Origin of the sequence: Collinsella aerofaciens, assembly GCF_015670795.1 — a bacterium.
GTDB classification, from domain to species: Bacteria; Actinomycetota; Coriobacteriia; order Coriobacteriales; family Coriobacteriaceae; genus Collinsella; species Collinsella aerofaciens_Q.
On the sequence record NZ_JADPCJ010000010.1, the window covers coordinates 1 to 23,073 of the forward strand.

General features: G+C 60.8%; 19 protein-coding genes. 7 read left to right on the forward strand and 12 right to left on the reverse strand.

The window, feature by feature from the left end; translation table 11 throughout:
* Positions 1-122: 122 nt before the first annotated feature.
* From queA to I4W09_RS04435, 3 genes are all read right to left on the reverse strand, one after another.
* Positions 123-1,334 carry a tRNA preQ1(34) S-adenosylmethionine ribosyltransferase-isomerase QueA gene (gene queA / locus I4W09_RS04425; protein WP_196032349.1) on the reverse strand — a complete coding sequence of 404 codons (1,212 nt, stop codon included), beginning with the start codon at positions 1,332-1,334 and terminating at the stop codon, positions 123-125.
* 70 nt (positions 1,335-1,404) lie between these two features.
* Positions 1,405-1,980, reverse strand: a complete 576-nt coding sequence (locus I4W09_RS04430) for an epoxyqueuosine reductase QueH (protein WP_196032263.1) — start codon at positions 1,978-1,980, stop codon at positions 1,405-1,407.
* Positions 1,981-1,990: 10 nt separating this feature from the next.
* Positions 1,991-2,557 (reverse strand): DUF3267 domain-containing protein, encoded by a 567-nt coding sequence (locus I4W09_RS04435; protein ID WP_196032266.1) that lies wholly within the window; start codon positions 2,555-2,557, stop codon positions 1,991-1,993.
* A gap of 132 nt (positions 2,558-2,689) precedes the next feature.
* Here I4W09_RS04435 and I4W09_RS04440 point away from each other — a divergent pair, with 132 nt between their 5' ends.
* Together I4W09_RS04440 and I4W09_RS04445 are read left to right on the forward strand one after the other, a co-directional pair.
* Positions 2,690-4,840, forward strand: coding sequence for a class I tRNA ligase family protein (locus I4W09_RS04440; protein WP_196032268.1), 2,151 nt, complete (start codon positions 2,690-2,692; stop codon positions 4,838-4,840).
* A gap of 38 nt (positions 4,841-4,878) precedes the next feature.
* A complete protein-coding gene (locus tag I4W09_RS04445; protein ID WP_196032271.1) occupies positions 4,879-5,982 on the forward strand; it encodes an RsmB/NOP family class I SAM-dependent RNA methyltransferase in 1,104 nt (367 codons plus the stop codon).
* A 24-nt stretch (positions 5,983-6,006) separates the two neighbouring features.
* Here I4W09_RS04445 and I4W09_RS04450 read toward each other — a convergent pair whose 3' ends face one another.
* Positions 6,007-6,177: a hypothetical protein gene (locus tag I4W09_RS04450; RefSeq protein WP_196032274.1), complete on the reverse strand. Its 171-nt coding sequence runs from the start codon at positions 6,175-6,177 to the stop codon at positions 6,007-6,009.
* A 191-nt stretch (positions 6,178-6,368) separates the two neighbouring features.
* Between I4W09_RS04450 and I4W09_RS04455 the strand changes: the two genes are divergently transcribed.
* On the forward strand, positions 6,369-7,460 hold the full coding sequence (locus I4W09_RS04455) for a beta/alpha barrel domain-containing protein (protein WP_148332085.1): 1,092 nt from the start codon (positions 6,369-6,371) through the stop codon (positions 7,458-7,460).
* An 81-nt stretch (positions 7,461-7,541) separates the two neighbouring features.
* On the opposite strand, the gene I4W09_RS04460 is transcribed toward I4W09_RS04455, so the two are convergent.
* A complete protein-coding gene (locus tag I4W09_RS04460; protein WP_196032277.1) occupies positions 7,542-8,432 on the reverse strand; it encodes a DegV family protein in 891 nt (296 codons plus the stop codon).
* Between the two features lie 320 nt (positions 8,433-8,752).
* Between I4W09_RS04460 and I4W09_RS04465 the strand changes: the two genes are divergently transcribed.
* The 3 genes from I4W09_RS04465 (at position 8,753) to I4W09_RS04475 (ending at position 11,769) form a co-directional block, all read left to right on the forward strand.
* Positions 8,753-10,669, forward strand: coding sequence for a fructose-1,6-bisphosphatase (locus I4W09_RS04465; RefSeq protein WP_055285767.1), 1,917 nt, complete (start codon positions 8,753-8,755; stop codon positions 10,667-10,669).
* Positions 10,670-10,747: 78 nt separating this feature from the next.
* Positions 10,748-11,143: a GtrA family protein gene (locus I4W09_RS04470; protein ID WP_022095122.1), complete on the forward strand. Its 396-nt coding sequence runs from the start codon at positions 10,748-10,750 to the stop codon at positions 11,141-11,143.
* A gap of 218 nt (positions 11,144-11,361) precedes the next feature.
* Positions 11,362-11,769, forward strand: a complete 408-nt coding sequence (locus I4W09_RS04475) for a GtrA family protein (protein ID WP_035137329.1) — start codon at positions 11,362-11,364, stop codon at positions 11,767-11,769.
* Between the two features lie 161 nt (positions 11,770-11,930).
* Here the strand turns inward: I4W09_RS04475 and I4W09_RS04480 are convergent, their stop codons facing one another.
* From I4W09_RS04480 to I4W09_RS04510, 7 genes are all read right to left on the reverse strand, one after another.
* Complete coding sequence (locus tag I4W09_RS04480; RefSeq protein ID WP_271756758.1) at positions 11,931-12,833, reverse strand: DUF4430 domain-containing protein; 903 nt, start codon at positions 12,831-12,833, stop codon at positions 11,931-11,933.
* Positions 12,834-12,842: 9 nt separating this feature from the next.
* Complete coding sequence (locus tag I4W09_RS04485) at positions 12,843-15,917, reverse strand: InlB B-repeat-containing protein (RefSeq protein WP_196032280.1); 3,075 nt, start codon at positions 15,915-15,917, stop codon at positions 12,843-12,845.
* A 431-nt stretch (positions 15,918-16,348) separates the two neighbouring features.
* Positions 16,349-18,112, reverse strand: coding sequence for an ABC1 kinase family protein (locus I4W09_RS04490; protein WP_196032283.1), 1,764 nt, complete (start codon positions 18,110-18,112; stop codon positions 16,349-16,351).
* 8 nt (positions 18,113-18,120) lie between these two features.
* Positions 18,121-18,537: a hypothetical protein gene (locus tag I4W09_RS04495; RefSeq protein WP_117583986.1), complete on the reverse strand. Its 417-nt coding sequence runs from the start codon at positions 18,535-18,537 to the stop codon at positions 18,121-18,123.
* Positions 18,538-18,636: 99 nt separating this feature from the next.
* Positions 18,637-20,160, reverse strand: coding sequence for a C69 family dipeptidase (locus I4W09_RS04500; protein ID WP_196032286.1), 1,524 nt, complete (start codon positions 20,158-20,160; stop codon positions 18,637-18,639).
* Between the two features lie 354 nt (positions 20,161-20,514).
* Positions 20,515-21,369: a bifunctional 5,10-methylenetetrahydrofolate dehydrogenase/5,10-methenyltetrahydrofolate cyclohydrolase gene (locus I4W09_RS04505; RefSeq protein ID WP_196032289.1), complete on the reverse strand. Its 855-nt coding sequence runs from the start codon at positions 21,367-21,369 to the stop codon at positions 20,515-20,517.
* Between the two features lie 2 nt (positions 21,370-21,371).
* A complete protein-coding gene (locus tag I4W09_RS04510; protein WP_022095130.1) occupies positions 21,372-22,004 on the reverse strand; it encodes a cyclodeaminase/cyclohydrolase family protein in 633 nt (210 codons plus the stop codon).
* 467 nt (positions 22,005-22,471) lie between these two features.
* Here I4W09_RS04510 and I4W09_RS04515 point away from each other — a divergent pair, with 467 nt between their 5' ends.
* Positions 22,472-23,065 (forward strand): hypothetical protein, encoded by a 594-nt coding sequence (locus tag I4W09_RS04515; RefSeq protein ID WP_196032292.1) that lies wholly within the window; start codon positions 22,472-22,474, stop codon positions 23,063-23,065.
* The last annotated feature ends 8 nt before the right edge of the window (positions 23,066-23,073 follow it).

Sequence of the window (23,073 nt, forward strand, 5' to 3'; positions counted from 1 at the left end):
CAAGGTGACGTGAAACGAAAGGGCGCTGACCTTCTGGTCGCGCCCTTGAAGTTGAACGTCAGATTGTCCAAATGCGGCCCGCGCAGCGTCGACCGGTTACGGCGTTTGTAAAACGCCGTAACCTACTGAATGAGCATGGCGTCGCCAAAGCTGAAGAAGCGGTAGCGCTCCTCGATGGCGGCGGCGTAGGCATCCATGATCTGGTCGCGGGTGGCAAGTGCGCTCACGAGCATCATGAGCGTGGAGCGCGGCACGTGGAAGTTCGTGATCAGCGCGTCGACCACGTGATAGGTCGAGCCGGGCATGAGGTAGAGCTGCGTCGTCGCATTCTCGCGCACCACGATGTCACCGCGGCCGAGCGTGTCGGCCCCGTCCTCGCGGCCCTCAAAATAGCGCGCCGTCACAGCCGGATCGGACACCGGCGCGTCCGCGTCAAACGCGCTCTCGAGCGAGCGCACTGCGGTAGTGCCGACGGCGATCACACGATGGCCCTCGGCCTTCGCCTTATGCACAGCGTCGACAACCTCCTGCGACACGTGGTAGCGCTCGGTGTGCATCACGTGCTGTGTAGGGTCGTCCTCCTCCACCAGACGGAAGGTATCGATACCCACCTCGAGCTCGACGGCGGCAAACTTCGCACCCTTGGCCTCGATAGCGGCCATGAGCTCGGGAGTAAAGTGCAGACCCGCCGTAGGAGCGGCAGCCGAGTGCTCCTCCTTCATGGCGTAGACGGTCTGGTACTTCTCGGGATCGCCCTCGTAATCGGTAATGTAGGGCGGCAGCGGCACGTGGCCGGCAGCGTGGATGGCCTCGTCGAGCGTGCGCGGGTCGCCGGCGGCATTGCAACCGGCCGGCTCAAAGCGCACCAGACGGCCACCGCGGCTATCGTTAACAAAGTCGACGACCTCGGCCGTCAGCACCACGGGCGCGCCCTCGGGCGCATGGGCGCCGCCCGCACGATACTCAATCTGAGCACCGGGCTTCAGGCGCTTACCCGGCTTGACCAGGCACTCCCAAACGTGACCCAGCGGATCCACATCCTCGCGGCGCTTGAGCAGCAGCGTCTCGACCACGCCGCCCGAGCCGGCCTTGCGACCGATCAGGCGGGCCGGCATCACGCGCGTCTTGTTGATGACGAGCACGTCGCCCGGCTCGATATAGTCGATGATGTCGCGGAAGATGCGGTGCTCAACGGTACCGCCGTGCTCCAACGGCGTTCCCGCCCGGGAGCCCTTGCGATCCACCACCAACAGGCGGCAGGAGTCGCGCGGCTCGGCAGGAGCCTGTGCAATCAGTTCCTCGGGAAGGTTGTAGTCAAAATCATCAGTACGCATAGACACGTCGGATACTCCTTATATAGCTAAAGTCCGCTCTACATCCTAGCAGGCTGACGTCCCAAATGAACTACTTTTTGGCGGCTTTGCGCTCGTCGCGGATGCGGGCGCGGTCCATGGCCGCCTCGACAGCCGAGAAGCGGCAGCCGCAGTAGTTCTGCCGATACATTCCAAGCTCGCGCGAACGGCGTGTCGCTTCGGGGTAATACGGGCGAAAATCGCGAATCACCGGAGTGAGCCCACGTGCCGCCGCCAGGCGCTTGAGCACGTCATTGCAGGTATCGAACAGCTGATACGGCGAGACGGCGAGCGTCGTGCCCACAAACTCAAACCCGCGCTCCTGGGCCACGCGGCACGCCTCGGCCAAGCGCAGGGCATAGCACGCGCGACAGCGACGAGGCCGATCGGCACCCAGCAGTGCCACGCCGGTCTCCCAGTGATCGCGGTCCTCCCCTGCCTCGATGAGCTCGATGTCGCCATCGACACACCACCGGCGCAGCTCGTCCAAGCGGCGCTGCCATTCATCGCGCGGTTGAATATTGGGGTTGGTCCAGCAGATTGTGGGCTCAAACCCCTCCTCGCGCAGCAGGCGAACCGGCTCAAGCGAGCATGGTGCACAGCACGCATGCAGCAACAACGACTTCATCGACATCTCCTCACCCAAAAAAGCGCACGCCAAAGGACGTGTCCTCGCAGGCGACAATGCGGCGGTCGCGCAGAATGGTCCGCACGTAATACCAGTCGCCCACACAGCCCGACAAGTGCAGACCAGCCGCCAAGTAGCACAGCAGCGGATAGCCCGAGAGCGCAAACCCTAGGGCAAACGCCGCCGTCACAACAACCGTCGGCGCCAGGCAAACTGCCACGTACCGCCGGCGCGAATACACCACGCCCTCGGCGCAGGCGTAAATCATGCAGGTTTCGAGATTTGCCCCAAAGGTCACCCGAGCACCGGCGGGCGCAAACAGCTTAAAGAACACCGCATGCACCAGCTCATGCACGGCAAATGACGCCGCCGAAACCGCAGCCAAGCCGACTATCCAGCCCAAGACCGTGGTCCAGCCGCCCGCGTCAGCCGCATCCAGGTCCGCGGGGCCACCCAGCAGCATAAACACCGGCACCAGGCACACGGCAAATGCGCCAAGCACGGCCATCCCCCACACAAAGCAGGCGTGCAGAAAATCCTCGTCCTCAAACGCATGTATGTTGGAAATCTCATTCATAGCATCTTAGGATAGCGCCCCTGCCACGTACCCGTCCGCATGTGCGATAATGTCGAACGATATGCACGAATTGATCACCGCGCCGCCGAGCCTCGCGCCCGGCCGTGCTCTCACCATATGCGAAGGAGTCCCATGGCATCCAAATACTCCAAGAACGACCGTCCCAGCTGGCCTCGCCGCGCCATCGTTACCGCCGGCGAGCCCTACGGTAACAAGGGCCTTCACTTTGGCCACGTTGGCGGCGTCTTTGTCCCGGCCGACTTCTTCGCCCGCTTCCTGCGCGACCGTCTGGGCCGCGAGAACGTCATCTTCACCTCGGGCACCGACTGCTACGGCTCGCCCATCATGGAGAGCTACCGCAAGCTCAAGGAGAACGAGGGCTACGACAAGTCCATTAGCGAGTACGTCGAGTCCAACCACTCCCGCCAGGCCGCGACCCTCAACAACTACAACATCAGCTGCGATATCTATGGCGGCTCGGGCCTTGAGCCGGCGGCCCAGATCCACAACGAGGTGACCGCCGAGATTATCGAGCGTCTGCACGAGCAGGGCACCATCTCCAAGCGCTCCACGCTGCAGTTCTACGATGCCAAGGCCGGCACGTTCCTCAACGGTCGCCAGGTCATCGGCCGCTGCCCCATCCAAGGTTGCAAGTCCGAGAAGGCTTACGCCGACGAGTGTGACCTGGGACACCAGTTTGAGCCCGAGGAGCTCATCGCGCCCAAGAGCCAGCTCACCGGCGAGGTGCCCGAGCTGCGCCCGGTCGACAACCTCTACTTCGACCTGCCGGCCTACCTCGACTTTATGAAGACCTATACCGCCAAGCTCGCCAAGAACCCGCAGGTTCGCTCCGTGGTCTCCAAGACCATGGAGGAGTGGCTGCTGCCGGCTCAGCTCTACATCCAGAACAAGTTCCGCGAGGCCTTCGACGCCGTCGAGGACCAGCTGCCCGAGCACACCGTGCTGGAGCCCGAAGGCAACAAGAGCAGCTTTACCGTCACCTTCCCCAGCTGGAAGGAGCGCGACGACGCCCACGCGGTGCTCGCCAACGGCGGCGTGCGCTTCCGCAGCGGCAAGGCGCTCGTGCCCTTCCGCATCACCGGCAACATCGACTGGGGCGTTCCGGTGCCCGAGGTCGACGGCGTGACCGACGTCACCTGCTGGTGCTGGCCCGAGAGCCTGTGGGCGCCCATCAGCTACACCCGCACCGTGCTCGCCCGCGATGCCAAGGCCGCCGGCGTGACCGAGGGCGTCGCCGCCCAGGATGCCGCCCTCATGGGCGAGCCTGCCGCCGATTCCACGCAGGTCCCCGCGCCCACCTACCAGCACAGCTCACTCGACTGGCGCGACTGGTGGTGCTCTGACGACGCACAGATCTACCAGTTCATCGGTCAGGACAACATCTACTTCTACTGCATCGCGCAGACCGCCATGTGGGAGGCCCTGGGCTGGGACCTCACGCAGAGCACCGTCAGCGCCTGCTACCACCTGCTCTACATGGGCAAAAAGGCCAGCTCGTCCTCGCAGACGCCTCCCCCGCCGGCAGACGACCTACTCAACCACTACACCTGCGAGCAGATGCGCGCGCACTGGCTGTCGCTCGGCCTGTCCGAAAAGCCGGTGAGCTTTAGCCCCAAGGCATACGACACGCGTGTGACCGGCAAGGACAAGGACGGCAACGAGGTGCGCGCCTGCGACGACAAGCGCGTTATCGATCCGGCCCTTAAGGAGAGCGCCCTTTTGACCGGCGTATTCAACCGTCTGGCCCGCAGCTGCTTCTACGGCGTCGCCGTCAAGGAAGGCGACGAGAGCCCCTATCGCAACGGCTGCATCCCCGCCGGTGCCGCCTCTGCCGCCGTGGTCGAGGCTGCCGAGCAGGCAGCTCTTGCCTTTGAGCAGGCCATGTACAAGTTCGAGACGCACCGCGCGCTTGCCGTGTGCGACGACTACCTGCGCGCCGCCAACAAGCGCTGGAGCGACGCCTCCAAGGCCGCCAACAAGCTCGAGGGCGACGAAGCAAACGCAGCGATGACGCAGGCCCTGGTTGATGCCTTTACCGAGCTGCGCGTGGCGACCGTCCTGATGCACGGTATCGTCCCGGCCGGCTGCGAACTCATCTGCGAGTACTTCGACGTCGATCCGGTCGCTTTCTTTAGCTGGGATAACATCTTTGCCTCCACGGACGAGTTCGTAGAGAGCCTGGGCGAGAAGCCCGGAGACCACCGCGTGAAGCCGCTGCCCCCGCGCTTCGACTTCTTCAGCAAGCACGAGAGCCAGTACTAATAACACTCGACATGTAATGGAATGGGAAGGAAAGACGGATGTCCAAGCCGCGTCGTCGTAAGCAGAAAAAGCAGGTCAAGGCTGAGCTCAAGCTTAGGCAGTTTGCCGCTACCGAGCTTTCCGACCAGCTTGCCGCCCAACACTCCGCCGCCGACCTACCGCGCTTTATGGTCGACACGGTCGCCGGCGCCTATGCGCCCGCCGATGCCGAGCTCATGATCGAGGGCTTCGGCGCCGCGGCCACACGCCCGGTCACGCTGCGCGCCAACACGCTCAAGGCGACCGCCGAGGACATCGCTGCGGCGCTCGATGCCGCCGGCATCGCCCACAACCCCGTCGCTTGGTACCCAGACGCCTTTATCCTGCCCGAGGCCCAGGTTTCAGATCTGTGGGATCTCGACATCTACCGCGACGGCAAAATCTACCTGCAGAGCCTGTCATCCATGATGCCGCCGTTGGTCCTGGGCGCCCAGGCAGGCGAGGACATCCTGGACATGTGCGCAGCCCCCGGCGGCAAGACGACGCAGATCGCCTCCCTCACCCAGGGACAGGCGCACCTCACCGCCTGTGAGATGAGCATTCCCCGCGCCGAAAAGCTCGAGTCGAACCTCCATCGCCAGGGTGCCAAAAACGTGCCCGTCATGCGCGTCGACGCACGCGAGCTCGACGAGTTCTTCCGCTTTGACCGCATCCTGCTCGACGCTCCCTGCACCGGCACGGGCACCGTCATCAGTGGCAACGAGAAAAGCCTGCGCGGCCTCACCGAGCAGTTGCTGAGCAAGTGCGCCCGCTCGCAGCGAGCACTTCTGGACCGCGCCATGGGGGCCCTCAAACCGGGCGGCACGCTCGTCTATTCGACTTGTTCGATCTTGCCGCAGGAAAACGAGGACGCCCTGCAAGAGGCCCTCGACAAGCATATGGACTGCGAGCTTATCCCCCTCGACGGCACGCCGAGCGAAAGCGAAGCACGCCGCGCCCAGGAAGCCGGTGAGGAACCGCGCGTCGAGTCCAACGCTCTCACCGAGGCAATCACCGCGGGCCAGGTATCGGCCGTCACCAACGGCATGCCCGGCACGCTCACTATCCCGCCCAGCCGCGACTTTGAGGGCTTCTACATCGCCCTGGTCCGAAAACGCAGCTAGCGCACGGATTCAAAACTCAACAAGCTATTCCCGTGCGCGCTTGTCCTGCTGGTCACGGTGTTGCTTAAGTGCCTCGCGTTCCTTGCGCTCGGCCCTTTTGCCCTTAATGGCCGTAACCACAAAGTAGATGACCGCGGCGGCTACGATTGCGCCCACGCATAGGCCAATCGAGCCCAACATTGCTGTGAAATCCATACCGCGCCACCTCTCTTTTAAACGGGACATTTAAGATAGCACCTCAAAACCCGCCACCACAGCTCCTTCACGTTCGCCGGGCGTTCGGTCTAACAGATGGCGCAGCGGGGAAAAATCAACTCGTCAAACGATTTAGCATTCGCAATTCCGGCTGCATCGTGCCGGCCGTCGTCACACAGAATCGAGTCTCCATGGACACCCTCAACGACCTAAACGAGCGCGTCGACGCCTTTGTCGGCACCAGCTCCTTCGACACGCCTGCCGCGGCAAACGACCAAGCTCCCATCGATGTGCCCGCCGAGGTTCACGAGGACATCGTCGCCTCGGTCGATTTCTCCGAGGTCGAGCTCGCAGACGAGTTCACCGAGCCCCAGGTAGCCGTGACTCCCAACGGACTGCTCCCCATGGAGCCGCTGCCCATCGACGGGCGTTTGCGCAAGGCGGCCCTCCGCATGCCCGACGAGATCGAGGAGGCCAGCGGCTTCACGCTCTTTGGCCGACGCATCAAGTCGCTCATTTACACCACCGATGTCGCGGTTATCCGCAACTCCAACGCCGACGCCGTCTTTGCGGTCTACCCTTTCACGCCGCAGCCCGCCATTACGCAGGCACTGTTGACCGTCGCCGAGTGCCCGGTCTTTGTAGGCGTGGGCGGCGGAACTACGACCGGCAAGCGCTCCGTGCAGATGGCAGCTGTCTCCGAGATGCAGGGCGCGGCGGGCTGCGTGGTCAACTCCCCCGCCACTGCCGAGATGGTCGAGCACATCACCAACATCGCCGACATCCCCGTCATCGCCACGGTCGTACGTTGCGACGATGATGCGCATGCCAAAGTGCGCGCCGGAGCCAAGATTCTCAACATCGCCGCCGGCAAAAACACACCCCAGGTCCTGCGTGAACTGCGCGAGCACTATCCCAACCTGCCGCTCATCGCACCGGGCGGCAAGACGCCCGAGAGCATTCGCGAGACCATCGCCGCCGGCGCCAACGCCATCATCTGGACGCCGCCTTCGGCCCAGCAGCTACAGGCCGACATGATGCAGCGTTATCGCAAGATGAAGGAAGACGCCACACCTGTCATCTCGCGCGACGATGTGCCCATTATCGACCAGGTCGCCGCCGCCGAAGTCAGCCAGGTCGAGAACATGAATCCCGACGTGCCGATTCCCGACGAAGTCATCGAGCGCGTCGCTTCGATCCACGAGCGCGTCGAGGAGCATCGCGCCAATCGCGGCCTCAAGCCGTCACTGCACGGCTTTTTCTTCCGCGGAAAGAAACGCTAGCCGCAACAGCAAGGCCCGCCCCACAAACGTGAGACGGGCCGTTTTCGTTTGAGCAATCATGCAGCAACGTGATGGGGCAAATTAATCCACGCGCTTGTCGCCCATAAAGAAGAGCGCCACCGTACCAGGTCCGGTATGCGAGCCAATCAGAGTACCGATGTCATTGATCTCAATCTTGCCTTTAAGCTGCGGAACCTGTTCCTCAATCAGCGCCGCAACTGCCTCGGCATCCTCGCGGCACGCCGAGTGCGACATGATGCACTTACCCGAATAATCCGTACCGCCCTGCACGTGTGCCATCATGGTCTTAGCCATCTCGGAAATCGCGCGCTTCTTAGTGCGAATTTTCTCACGTGGCGACAGCTTACCTTCGCAATCGACCGTCATAAGCGGGCAAATCTTAAGCGCCGTGCCAATGATCGCGCTCGCGGCCGAAATGCGACCGCCGCGCAGGTAGCTCGACAGATCGGTCGAGAAGAACCAGTGGTGCAGGTTGAGTTTATGCTCCTCAATCCAAGCGGCCGTCTCGTCGAGTGAAGCCCCGCTATCGCGCACGTCGGCGGCATATTCCAGCAACAGACCAAAGCCCGAAGACGCCCCCAGCGAATCGATGACGCGCACCTTGCCGCCCTGGGGATAGCGATCCGCGAGCATCTGCGCCGCGACGCAGGCCGATCCATACGTGCCCGAAATACCCGACGACAACGTCAGGTGCAGCACGTCTTTACCCTCGGCAACAAACGGCTCCCAAAACTCCTCGTACTCACCCACGCTCACCTGAGACGTCTTGGGCATGGCGCCCGCGGCAATCTGGGCAAAAAACTTGTCCGGCGTAATCGACTGATACAGATCGTCCGTATAGACAACATCGTCGATCTCGTAATGAAAACACACGACAGGGATATTGCGCGCCGCAAAGAACTCACGGGTTCGGTCGGCGGCGGATTCACAGGTCAGGACAAAATCACTCATATGAGGCTCCTTACTCATTGCTGCGCAAATTATCGCACAGTGAGCCTACATGCGGTACATATGTCCACTATTTACCAAATCGAACCAAATATAGTGAACATCTTTACCACCATCGTCTCCACCGGCCCCATGCATAAATATCTGAGAAAACACCCTCTGTCGTCTCCACCCAACCGACACATCTACCTTCACTAAATCGATTTACCAAACCGTTCAGCCGACAATTCAGCCGCTGGCGCAAAATCGAAACAAAAGCGGCGCATACTGGTAAACGTTTGACGCTGTTTATCAGTTTTACCAGCCCCATCGGAAGGTGTTTCATGGTCGCATTCGATCGCAACCCGCAAGACTTCAAGTATCTGCGCCTGCTGTCGAGACAGTTCCCCACCGAACAATCCGCATTTACCGAAATTATCAACCTCTCGGCCATCCTCAACCTACCCAAGGGCACCGAGCATTTTATGAGCGACGTGCATGGTGAGTACGAAGCCTTTATGCACATCCTCAACAACTGCTCGGGCGTCGTGCGCGAACATGTCGACGAGATCTTTGGCGACACGCTCTCCTTTGACGAAAAGGGCGAGCTGTGTACGCTCATCTACTACCCGCGCGAGAAGATCGACCTGGTCCGCAGCCGGCGCGAGGACTCGCCAACCTGGTACAAGACGATGCTTGACCAGCTCATCATGGTCGCTCGCTCACTTTCAAGCCGCTACACGCGCTCCAAGGTGCGTAAGGCCATCCCGCGCGACTACGCCTACATCATCGACGAGTTGTTGCACACGCACCCGGACGAGAACAACTATCGCGTGCGCTATCACGAGCGCATCGTGGAGTCCATCCTAGAGACCGCCAGCGCCGACGACTTTATCGAGTCGCTCGCCTCGCTCATCAAGCGCCTGGCCGTCGACCACTTGCACCTGGTGGGCGACATCTTCGACCGCGGCGGCGGCGCGGCCAAAATTATGGACCGTCTGCTCACCTACCATTCACTCGACATCCAGTGGGGCAACCACGACCTGCTGTGGATGGGCGCTGCGGCCGGTGAGCCCGCCTGCATCGCCACGGTGTTGCGCAACAACCTACGCTACGACAACTACGAGATCCTGGAGAACGACTACGGCATCTCGCTGCGTGAGCTTGTCGCCTTTGCCGATGCCACCTACACCGCCGGTGAGTCCATCACCCCGCTGATCAAGGCCATCAACGTGCTGCTCTTTAAGCTCGAGGGCCAGATTATCCAGCGCCACCCCGAGTTCGATATGACCGACCGCCTGTTACTCGACAAGATCGACCACGACACCGGCACGGTCACGCTCGCCGACGGCAGCGTGTGGCCGCTCACGACCAACGACTTCCCCACCGTCGACCCGGCGGACCCCTACACGCTCACGTCTCAGGAGCAGCACATCATCGACAAGCTCGTGTCCGAGTTTGTAACCGCCGATCACCTGCATCGCCATATCGATTTCCTCTACACCCACGGCTCGATGTACAAGGTCGCCAACGGCAACCTGCTCTTCCACGGCTGCGTTCCGCTCAACGAAGACGGCACCTTTAGCAGCATGAACTGCCTGGGCACCTGGCACGCTGGCCGCGATTATCTCGATTTTTGCGACCACATCGCCCGCCGCGCGTGGCGCGTGGGCGACCGCGATGCCCTCGACTGGATGTGGTACCTGTGGATTGGCTTCAATTCACCCGCCAGCGGACGCCTGGTGCGTACCTTTGAGCGCGCCTATATCGCCGATAAGAGCACCTGGGTCGAGCCGATGGACCCGTACTTTACGCTTACCAAGTCGCCCTCGGTCTGCGATGATATCATGCGCGAGTTTGGCGTCGCGCCCATGGCATGCTCGCCGACCGGCCACATCATCAACGGCCACACGCCCGTTAAAACCACCAAGGGCGAGCAGCCCATCCGCGCCGAGGGCAAGCTGCTGGTCATCGATGGCGGCTTCTGCCGCGCTTACCATCCCAAGACGGGCATCGCCGGCTATACGCTCATCTCGAGCTCGCGCGGCTGCCGCCTCAAGTCGCACCGGGCCTTTACGACGGTTGCCGAGGCACTCACGCGCAACGTGGACATCGAAAGCGAGACCAACCGTTTTGACCAAGCAGACCGTCGCCGCATGGTGAGCGACACCGATACTGGCGCCAAGATTCGCAGCCAGATCCAGGATCTGCGCCAGCTGCTCGATGCATATAGAAACGGTGCTATCGAAGAGCGCGTCTAGCCCCACCCGCGGGGATTGGCTAAACTTGCTGAGTTTGTCATCCCCACGGCGTCCCCGCGCCACCCTAAGGCAGGTACCATGCAAAAGCTCCTTGCGCAGATCATGAAATTTGGCGTCGTCGGTGTCATTGCCACGGTTATCGACTTTGGCATTATGAATCTGCTCCACTACGGTCTGGGCCTCAACATCCTAATCGCCAACACCAGCGGCTTTATCATCTCACTCATCTTTAACTACCTCGCAAGCATGAAGTACGTGTTTGCGCACAAGGAAGGCATGAGCCGCCGCCGCGAGTTCATCATCTTTGTCGTGCTGTCCGTGATCGGTTTGGTGCTCAACGACGGCATCGTGCTGGCGCTCAACGCCGGCCTGGGACTCGAGGCCAATATCGCCAAGATCTGCGCCACCGCGCTTGTCATGGTCTACAACTTTGTGACCCGAAAAATCTTCCTGGAGGGCGACGAGACAAAATAGCTCGAAACCCCTGCAGCATTACGGCGCCCACGGACGACGCGCACTCAGCGCAGTATCGTCCGTAGGTGTCGCTCGTTTACGGGAAAATTTCAACGTTTGCGGATTAGCTCTTGAAAATTTGGCGAGTTCATATAGTTCTTGGCAAAGACCTTACGTTTCCCTTGTAAAAGCTCTAAAGTATCCTCTGCTCGATTCATCAACGCATTGGATGTGATTACGTGCGCAAGGCGCTGGCACAACCTCATACCAAGCAGTTCCTCAAGTTTGCCGTCGTGGGTCTTATCTCCTTTGGCATCGACTGGGGCATGCTCATTGCGCTCGTCGAGCTGTTCCACCTCGACTTTTTGATGAGCACCACGATCTCGTTTATCACGTCCGTCGTGGTCAACTACTGGCTCAGCATGAAGTACGTGTTCGACCACCGCGAAGGCATGAGCCGCAAGCGCGAGTTCACGATCTTCACCATCCTGTCGGTGATCGGCCTGGGCCTCAACGACCTGTATATGTTTGTGGGCGTCACGTTTTTGAGCATCGGCTACCAGGCCATGAAGGCCATCGCCACGTTCCTCGTCACCTGGTACAACTACTTCAGCCGCCGCTTCTTCCTCGAGGGCGCACGGTCGTAGTCGATTCACTATTTGCTTGAATGTATAACCGGTTGGAATTCCCGTTCCAACCGGTTTTTTTTGTTTGCAGAGAGACCCGGCGACCCAGTCCCATTCGCATGAAAAACGGGCGGTCCGGATGTTGGTCCGAACCGCCCGTCTGGCGCGCTATGTCGGGGCCTCTAGCCCGTTACGTAATACCAAACAACGTTGTCGCCATTGGAGAGAACGTAGTTACTGCAGGCCGTCATGGGCGTTGTGCCGTTGACGGAGTACATCCAGCCGCTCGTGCCGCCGTACTGTTTCTCGGCCAAACCACCAATCGCGGAGACATACGTACCGTACGACGAGCCATGTGCGTTGACAGAAAGGCCCAGCGCGCACAGGGCATCGTAAACGGTAGCGCCTTCGTTAAAGGTAAAGGTGCCGCCAGAGGACACAGGATTGCCCACAACGCTCGATGTGACCGAAACCGTCACCGTAACGTAGTTGGACTCCTGTGAGCCGCTTTGGCTGCCCGAGGAGGCGTTTCCACCATTAGAGGATGAGGCTCCATCAGACGACTGGCCACCGCCCGAAGAAGCACCGCCAGACGCATTGGAAGTATCACCGGCTCCCGTATTTTGGGCAGCGGATTTATCGCCAGACTTCTTGCCGCCCCGGTCCTCGGACTTCTTGCTATCCGAATTTTTGTCCGATTCCTTGTCCGAAGACTCGGAATCGTCCTTGCCGTCGTTCGAACCCTTGGACTCGTCTTTTGCGTCATTCGATGACTTGGAATCCTTGGAACTGGCCTCGCCCGAAGCGGCAGACGAGCCAGACCCCTTGGTGTCCTTGGCGACGACGCTCTCCCCCGTCACGGTCTGAATGATCCAGTCGATGGACCAGGCACCGCTTGTGGAAGGATGGACGAAACCCAGCGAGACGACGATCAGAATGGTGCACGCGGCAGTCAGAACGCCAAGGAGCGCTTTGTGCCGTGGGGCGGGCGCCGCCGAAGCGGCGCCCTGTTGCTTTGCATCGTCGAACTGAATGAACGAGGAATCTGGTTGCTTGGGGTCAGCGTCCTTGGATTTATTGGACACAGCCCTCACCTACCGACGTTTGGTGAACACGAACACGCCGACGATGGCGAGTCCGATGACGCCGGCGGCAACGCCAACAATGGCGAGCGGATTGGTGCCAGTCTCCTGCTCGGAAGCACCAGAGGGCTTCTTAGCAGTGGTCGTGGAAGCAGCGCCCGTATCGGACTTCTTGTCGGACTTGCTGTCCTTCTTGTCAGACTTCTTGTCAGACTTCTTCTCGTCCTTCTTATCGGACTTATCGGAGTCCTTCTTGTCGGACTTGTTGTCCTTGGTCTCGGTCTTGGTCGACACCGTCGTCTTGGTCACCGGCTTCTTGCCCGGGGCAATAGCGCCGCCCTTCGAGCCGGAGCCAGAACCCGCGCCAGCGCCAGTGCCGGAACCAGTACCGGTACCAGAACCGCCGCCGCCATTCGAACCAGCGCCGCCATTACCGCCAGGGTTAACGGCATTCTTGGTCCACTTGGCATACAGCGTCAGGTCGGCCGTCACCGCAGCGCTAAAGTCATACGCCTTTGTGCAGGCAACATCGGTGTACCAACCGGCAAAGGTGTAGCCCTTGCACCGCGGCTTAGTCGAGGGCTCCGTCGCCGCTTTACCTTCCTTCACGCGTTGAGAATCGGGCATCGCCGCATCCTTACCGTTGGCGTCGAACGTCACGGTATAGCGTTCGACCCTTTGGCCATTACCCTTGACAGCAAACAACTTGCCCGAGTCATTGACATAGTAGAATGAGCCATCGGATCCGACCGAAATGGAAGCCATGCAGTACTGCTGGTCGCCCGCCGCGGGCGTATAAAGCAGCTCGGCCTCGTCGTCGCCAATACGGTAGCGATAGATGCCGCCCGGGTTGTTGTTAGACGTAAAGTAGACGTACGTCTCGCCATTCTGGACAGAAACAACCGGCTGCGACTTTACGTCACCGCCGCCCGAAGTCCCCTGGCGAATATAGCTGCCGTCCGCCTTGCAAATGGAATAGTCCACAGCAAGCGTCTCTGCATCAATCACTGCAAGCTGACCGTAGTGATACGTGTTCTTATTCGTGTAGCCGTCCATAAAGGATTCGGTCGATGCGCCTCCGACCACAATCTTGCCGTTGGCCAGCACCGGCGTCGAGGTCGAGCTGCAACCAAACGTCACCTTGCCAAGCTCGGAAAGCGTTCCGTCCGTTCCAACCGATAGCTTATGCAAAACGCCATCGGCGCTCACGACATAAGCGATCGATCCATCGACCAGCACCGTCGTACGCACGCGCTCGGCAATCTTGAGCGACGCAACGGTCTTTCCAGTTTCGGAGTCGACCGTGCTCACCGTACCGGAATCATCTGCGATGACGCCATAATTGCCCGAGAACGCCAAGCCGGCCCAGTAATAGCCCTTGCTGTTCTCGTTCTTATGCTGCCACATAACCTTGCCATCGGAGATGCGCACGCAGAGCAGGTAGCCGTCGCTCGAGTCGGACCAGCTAGCCGATGCCGTCCCAAAGTAGGCAAAGCCGTCACGAACCGTAATGGACGCAAGGGACTGCTGAGCGCCATCGGGGCCAGCAGGCAACTCATCGGTTACCCAAACTGTCGCCAGAGCATCAACCGTCAGCGCCTGCAGGCGACCGCTCGAAAGCGGCACGAGTATCACGCCACCGGTGTATACCATACGCGAGGTCGAATCGATCTTTGCCGCCAAAGGCGATTCGGCAACGGTCTCACCCGTGTCGACATTTTTCTTGAGCAGCTTGGAACCAATGGCCACGTAGAGGTAGTCACCGACCAGCAACGGGTCGGAAATACCCTTGCTCCATTCGTTCGAGCCCTTGAGCTCGCTCACCCATTTTGCCTCAGCGTCCTTCGTGGGCACAGGAGCGTCGGTTACTTTGTCGGCGCTCGTATAACCAGGCCAATCGCTATCCCAGTTAGGACGTGCGGCACCCGGGTCAACAACAACACTGTCGACGCCAGGCACAGTATCGCCGGGAGCAAAAGCCCAGACGATTTTGTCGCCAGACTTGAGCACGTAATCGCTATCGAGCTGAGACCCAGGAACGCCGTTGACAAAGAACGACCATGCACCCGACAGCTCGGTGCCATCAAGCGGAGATACGAGACTATAGACGCCCCAATAGCCAAATTGGTCGTACATTTTTGACTTTATGCCAAGGGCATCGAAGTAAGCAGCAGAGGCATCCTTAATCGACGTGCCCTTAGCAAACACCTGGGTCGAAGGGCTCGTCCAACGCTGAGCTATCTCGGCCTTTTTGCCAATAATCTCCATTGTGACGGAAACCTGCTCGGGCGCGGGGTCGCCGTACTTCGAGTAGCACCAGACGACGGAGTCGCCGTCCTTGAGCGTGTAGCCGCCCGCGCCGGCGTCGGAGGCCTTGCCGTTGACGAACAGCTGCCAGTACGCGCCGGTCGCCGGGTCGTAGCCGAGCTTGCGGTCCTTATCGAAGGGCGACGTGATCGTGTTGAGCGCCCAGCCCCAGGAGCCGTTGGGGTCGTAGTCGGCCTTGAGGCCGGCCTGCTTGAAGAGCTGCTCGGAGAGGTCGGCCGCGGTCGAGCCCTCCTTCAGCGTGATCTGCTGGGCGGCGGCCCAGGTCTGCTGGGCGCCCTCGGCGTCGGTGCCGACGACGGAGCACATGGCAGAGACATCCTGGCTCTCGGCCTTGGCAGGCTGAGCCTTGGCCTCTCCAGCGGCAGAGACAACGGCGGCGTCCTGCTTCGAGGCATCGGACGTCGATGCAGCCGGCGCCTCATTGCCGGCAGCGCTATCGTCCTCAGTCTTGTCGGTAGGGCCCGAAGCTGTCGCGACGGCATCTTGCTCGGCAGTGCCCCCATTCGCCACCATGCCGCTCGCATTGAGGTCGGCAGCAGGGCTTGTCGTGGACTCACCAGAGCCATTCTCGGCAGGCGGTGCCGCCTGAACCACAGCCTCGGCAATGCCCTCGGCGCCCTCGGCCCACAGCTGAGACGGCGTGGTGCTAAAGGCCATCGCGAAGGCCAGGAATGCCACCAGGCCGCGCTTGGCTACGCCGCGCGCAATTGCGCCACGGCGATGCGAGACGCGCTGGCGCTCGTCCACAAACATATCCATTTGTCTCCTACTGTCTGTACTTGGAGCGTTGCCTTGAGACTGCCCCACGTCATCGCGCATGTTGCGCTCGAGTTCCCCCATCGGGGTCCCCCTTCCCTCCAGAGCCCTATGCACACCGGCGGCAAAAGCCGCAGCCGCATGCAAGACGGGAGGCGATCCGACTTAACCTTAACGACTCGGGCACGTCGTCCGATCTGCGACGCGAGCATCCCGAGCCAAGAGGAATTACGGTTACTGGTACAGCCGGGGACTTGCACCCCGATTCTCCCAAACGCGCAGGAAAACCGCGCATTCGTGCGTCTCCGCACCACCATCTAGGCCATCGATTAATACCGTCAATATGCTATCACGCAAAAGGGCCTTGCACGCAGGCGAAGCCCAAGGTAAAAGCTATTGTTTGCGATAGGAAAATGCGGTGACGGTCGCAGACTCTAGTGCTTGCCGCCGTGGCTGTTGAGCCAGATATTGCGGCCCAGCATAAGTGCCAGCACCAGCGCGCTCACGTAGCCCATAAAGCCAATGACCGGGATACCAAACACAACCGGCTCGATGCGCGCGTAGTACACCACCGACGAACCGATAAACAGACCGGCGATAACGATAGCCATCGACATGCGGTCGATAATCCCACCCAGCTGTCGCAGCGCCTTATCGCTGCTCATGATCTGCGTGTTCACCTTAAGCTGGCCGCGTGTGAGCATACGCGAAGCCAGGCCCAGATACTCAGCCGCCTCGAGTGAGCCCTTCGCCGCGCGATAACTGCTCGCCGCAAAGTCGCGACTCATATCGCGCACGCGCGCATAGGTGCTCTTCTCGTTTTTGATGTGTGCCTGAATGATCTGGATCATGTTGACGTCGGGCATGTACTCGGTCAGCAGGCCCTCGAGCGTCACCATGCCGCGCGCGAACATCGTCACCACGCTCGGCAGCTCAACGTCATTTTTGCGCGCGAGGTTTAACAGCGAGGTCAAAAACTCGCCGATATCTAGGTCCTTAAGGTCAAGGCCCGCAAAGTCAGCCACGATAAAGTCCAAATCGGACAAAAACGCTGAATGATCGAGCTCGGCCGAGTCGCCACGCGTCACGACGAAGCGCATGAGCGAATCCTTGAGCTTGGGCACGTCGCCCTCGGCCACGGCGAAAATAATGTCCTTGACGATACCGCGGTCGTGGCTCGACATGCGTCCGACCATACCCAAGTCGATAAAGTAAACGATGCCGTCCTTGAGGATGATGTTTCCCGCATGCGGGTCAGCATGGAAAAAGCCGTCATCGAGCACCTGCGTCGAGTAGTCCTCGACGATTGCGGCACCGATCTTTTCCAAGTCATAGCCCTCGGCCACCAAGCGTTCAGGATCGGCGATCGAAATGCCGTCGACGTAGTCCATAACCACCACGTGTTCGGTGCACAGGTCCAGATAGGATTTAGGGCACGTCACGCCATGAACGCTCTTATGGAACTCGTAGAAGTCGTTGAGGTTTTTGGCCTCGGCCAAAAAGTTGGTCTCCTCGCGAAACGAGGTCCACAGCTCCTCGACCACGCCGTGCAGGTCAACGAATTGATCGGTGTTGACGAACTTGGAAACGATACGCACCACCGAGCGGATGATATCGATGTCCTGCGCCATAACCTGCTGCGCACCGGGGCGCTGCACCTTGACGGCCACGTCCTCGCCCGTCACCAGACGAGCGCGGTGCACCTGCGCGAGCGATGCGCTACCAAGCGGATTGGGATCGATCGCATCGAACATCTCCCCCAGGCGCAGGCCGTATTCTTCCTCCAGACAGCGAAGCACTACCTCGTACGGCACCGGCTCCACGTCGGAGCGCAGACGACGCAGCTCGTCGCAAAAGCGTTGCGGCAGAATCTCGGACCGGTTGGCCAGAATCTGCCCCATCTTGACGAACATGGGGCCGAGTTCCTCGAGCAGGCGGCGCAAACGAACCGGCGTGAGGTTATCCCACACGCGGTACTTTTTGACCAGGCGAACAATCTGCCCAATGCGTTCGCGACGACCCGCCGGCGTGAGCTGGTATTCCTCGTCCGGTGCCATCGCGTCGGGCTCCTCGGGGACCATATCGACAGCGCGCGGCTTTTTGCGAGCGCCCGAGACGGCGGCATCGACCTCATCGACAACCGCCGCCTCGTCACCCAAAGGATCTAGATTGTTGTAATCGGTGGTGGAATCTGCCATCTGCGCTGCTACTCGGCCTCTTCGGTATCCTTCGCATCGTCGGGCTCAACGGACTCGACGGGCACCGAGGTCACGTTGTCCTCGACCGAATCGACGATGTCGCGCACATGGGCCAGGAAGGCCGTGCGCTCGGGGGCGGTCATGACGCGGACCCGGGCAAGGATGAGCTCGTCAAGCACGCGCTGGGCCGCGGTCTCGCCCTGCATGCCCAAGCGCTCGGTCAGATCGGAGATGGTACCGCCGGCCTGCTCGAACATGTCGGACACACTGCGGGCGATATCGGGGGTGGCGGTGTCCTTGCGGACCTGCTCGCCCTTGGTGTTAAGGTCGTCGAGGACCTTCTTGCCGCCTTCGACAGCAACGGCGGCAGCGCCAAAGCCCACGTTAATGGCGCCGTTAACAAGCTGATCGAGTTTCATAACCATGGTTATCTCCAATCACAAACAACTGCATTGGCGTTCTTGTACCCAAGATTGAGCGAAAGCGACAAAGCGTTTTAGCGCTATTCGATCGACGGGAAATCCCTACCTCACGTTGTCATTCATCGCGAAAGAGTTCTTCATGGCGCAGCTCGTGGTGTAAAGCACCTTGCCCAGCAGGGCATCGGTCTCCACGCGAACACGCTCGGCAAAGGCCTCGTTGGCGCGTGCAAGCTCGGCAGGCACCTCGACCTCGGGCAGAGCGGCTACGGCAGCGTCGACGTCATGGATCTGCTTGTGGCCCATGCCACCGATCTTCTCCTGATAATCCTCGACCGCGCGGCCGCACTCATGGAAGCGGACGTCAGCCAGCGCGCCGATCAGGCGGTTGGCCCAGTAGAAGTTTTCGGACGTCACGCGAGCCTGCGTGTCGGCATAGTACTCGGGCATAGTCTCGACGTTGGCGTACAGCGGAACCAGCGCGTTAAACGAGTTGGAACCAAAGGCCATCCACTGCACGGCGCGGTAGGCCGGCTGCGCATAGGGGCGCAGCTGCAACACGGCAAGCTGGCTGTTGCGGTTGATGCCGATGGGGCGATAGGCGCCGCGCGTGGCGGGCGTGCCCTTGCTGCCGTAGCAGTCGTACTCCGTGCCCTGGTAGTGGCTCGAAAGCACGTACTTAATGTCCTCGATGGTCACCTTGCGCTCGGGCACGCGGCTCCAAGGGATGTCGTCGCTCTCGGGCGTGAAGTCGGCGTCGGGGCCATCCCACACGTCGCTGGGGTTGAGGCAGCGCTGCATGTACCAGGCGCGCGGCGTGTTGTAGACATGGTCGCTGTCGCTGTGCGAGCCAAAGGCCTCGCGCGGGTTAAAGACGGCAGCCGGGCCGTCGCCCTCAACGCCCAGCGTCAGGTCCAGATGCCACTCGGCCATCCAGACGCGCAGGTCGGCGGAGCACATATGGTCGGCCTGGGCGCCCTCGGCGTCATCCAGGTCAAAGCTGTCGATGCCCAGCTGGTTGGGCATGGTCACATAGGCGTCGTCAGGCACGCGCTTGGCGATCCAGTGGTGACCGCCGATGGTCTCGAGCCACCAGATCTCGTCCACGTCGCTAAAGGCGATGCCGTTGTTCTCGTAAGTGCCGTAGCGCTCGAGCAGGTCGCCCAAGATACGCACGCCGTCGCGGGCGGACTTGGCATACGGCAGCACCAGGGTCACCATGTCCTCCTCGCCCAGGCCACCAGGCTGCGCAGGCACATAGCCGTCCTCGCCCTCGTTACCCTTGGCGGGTACGTAGTCCACAAGTGGATCGGCACCGCGGACGCGCTCGTTGGTGGTGAGCGTCTCGGTTGCGGACATGCCCACATTGAGCTCGTTGAAACCGGCCTCGGCCCAGATGCCGTGGCCCGGGACAACATCGGGGACGCTCGTGTAGCGCATGGGGTTATCGGGCAGTTCAACGGTCAGGTGACTCAGGACGCTCGTGTAGACGCGCGGCTGCTCGTCGGGATGCACCACGCGCATACGCTTGGGCTCAAACACCCCGTTGGACGAGTCCTCGTTGCGGGCGACCAGGGTCGACCCGTCGTAGCTTGCGTTCTTACCGACCAGAATCGTTGTGCACGGCATGCGCATCCTCCTTGAGCGAAGAAATCAAACGGCAACAGTGTATCGCTTCGGCGCAGAAAGGGCGAAACCACCGCCTCGGCAGCCCCGTGGTCAAAAAATGCCAAATATGAGTACTGTCACCAATTTAGTGGCAGCAAATTTCCCTGTAACGAGTGCCGAAAATCCCCATTTGCCCAAAAGCAAGACAACGTTATTCCCCATAAGTTCAATAAAATAGGCTTCCTAACGATAATGGATACCGTTAGGAAGCCAAAAAGACGTAAGACATATGTGACTATCTTGGCAATAGTACTCATATTTGGCATTGTTTGACCACGTGGTATATAGCTAACCCCCTCAAACAGCCCAAAACGCCTATTTCGATGCGCGCTCCGCCGCCTCAATCACGTGTTTGGCGAGAATCGCGGTGGTCACAGCCCCCACGCCGCCCGGCACGGGGGTGATGGCACCAACAACCGGCGCCGCGGCAACAAAATCGACGTCACCCACCAGCTTGCCAGCGTCCTCATCCCAGTTAATGCCCACATCGATGATCGTCTGGCCCTCGCGAACCGCGTCCACACCAATCGTGTGCGCGCGTCCAACGGCCGCAACCACAATATCAGCCGCACGGCACTCGGCAGCAAGGTCGCGCGTATGCGTATGGCACGTCGTCACGGTCGCATTGCGCGCCGTAAGCATAGCGGCAACGGGGCGGCCAATTACCAGTGAGCGTCCGACCACAGCAACCTTGGCCCCATCCAGCTCAACGCCGTAATGATCCAGCAAAGCAAGCACGGCTTCGGCTGTGCAGGGGGCAAAACCCTCGCCGCGCCCCGAAAGCGTGGTGAGCAGTGAAGCCGGCGTCATGGAGTCAACGTCCTTGGCGGGATCGAGCGTTGCGGCGACGGCGTTCTCGTCAAGGCCGGCGGGCAGCGGGCGAAACATCAGACAGCCATGAACAGCCGAGTCGGCATTGATGTCCTCGATGGCCGTCAACAGCTCGTCTTGCGAAACACCGGCAGGAAGCAACACGCGACGCGCCTCGATGCCAACCTTTTCGCAGCGTTTAAGGGCGCCGCGCTCGTAGGATAGGTCGTCCTCGCGTTCACCCACACGCACGATAGCAAGCGTCGGAACAACACCGCGTTCGCGCAGCGCAGCGCAGCGGGCAGCGAGCTCCTCAGTCAAAGCGCGGGCGACGGGAGCACCCTTCAGTAGCTCAGCCATGGCTATCCCCTCTTTCTTGCAGCGTCGGAGGCGCGGCGCGCCAGCGCATCGGCGCGCGGCAACCATGTGTCGAGCAACTCATCACACGCCGTCTCGAGCTCCTCGGCGCGTGCACGATCCTTCATAGACGTGGTGTTTGCAAAGAGCGTCAAGCTCGCGCCCTGCATAGCGGCACGGCAGAACACGGCACCGCACGCCACGTCGGACAGCAGCTGTCGGGAGCCCTTGTCCGCCATGTCCTCGAGCAGCGCCAGTGCGCGCCCGCAGGCATCCATAATGCGATACGGCGGCATGGCGGCCACGTGCAGCGCATCCTGAATCGCAGCCGGTCGGGCCGGGTCCTCACGCGGAATACCGTACGCCGCGGACACCTGTCCGTAGGCACGAACGTCCTCGGCAACCAACTCGACAAGCTCCTGGGCCAGCTCATCAGCCTGGGTAAACGCGCGCGTCAGGTCATCCGCACGATCAGCAAGCGCGGGATTGGTCGCACCGTAGCGGGCAACCATTCCGCACAGCGAGGCGCCCAGCGCGCCCACAAAAGCGCTCGCGCTGCCACCACCGGGAACCGGCTCGCGCGCGGCCAGCGCCTCGGCAAACCCGCGGCAGGTCTTGTCCATCATCTCTTGGCTCATACGCATGCACCTTCAAGTCATATACATCGGTCGGGCGGCAACCACCGACCGACCGCATCGATCACATAATGGTGCATAGTCTAGCCCATAAGTACATAAGCGTCAGCGCACCTGGTCATCGCGGATTTCTATGACGAACGATAGGCGTCGGCACCGCAAACATGGGAAACATGGCCCGCCTTTCGGGACTTCCGGACGTCACAAACTGGGGCATATCTATAAACAAGGAACCTGTTGGGGCAACGCCCGCGTACACGCGCCCCTTGCCCCTTTAAAACAACGGACACCTCACCCCGGGGAGAGCCGACAGCACCGGCCCTCCCCTCTTTTGGACCCGTGCATATTGCCACTTAACGGCGCAAATCCGGCCCTCAGAATGGGACACATGGCCCACCCGAGCGAGCCGTCCACGCGTACAGTAAAGGCAGGTAATCCATGGGCGGTTACAGATCGAGGAGGACACGACCATGAAAAAGAAGGCCTTTGCGATTCTCACCCTCTGCATAAGCCTCTTTGCCGCATTTGCCCTGGTGGGCTGCGGTGGCAGCGGCGACGCTACCGGAAGTGGCGGTGGCGGCGGGGCAGAAAAGCCAGCCGTGGATATGAGGACCGACTTCATTTGGTTTAAGGTCGAGGTTCCCGAGGGCGTCGAGATTACCGACGTTGCCGGCGACACCGCCGACAGGGCCCAGTTTAAGTTCACCGAGAGCGAGCACGCCAGTGATCGCTTCATCCCCGTCTTCGACTCTGACAAGAACGCCGACGAGCTGTTCGACTACGAGGCAAAGTGGAATGCCAGCTTTGAGTGGACCGAGAATGACCCCGTCAAGTACAACGGCAAGACCTGGCGCAACGCTTCCTACACACACTCGGGCGGCGTGACGACCGAGTACTTCACCGACGTTGACGGTGGCAGCGTGTATGTGCGCATCGACAACGTCGAGGAGCACAAGGACGCCGTCGAGACCATGATGAAGTCTCTGGAATTTGCCGACGACATCGCCGAGGCCAAGACCGAGGCCATGGACGTCAAGCTCGACGATATCGAGATCAAGCGCTAAGTAACTGG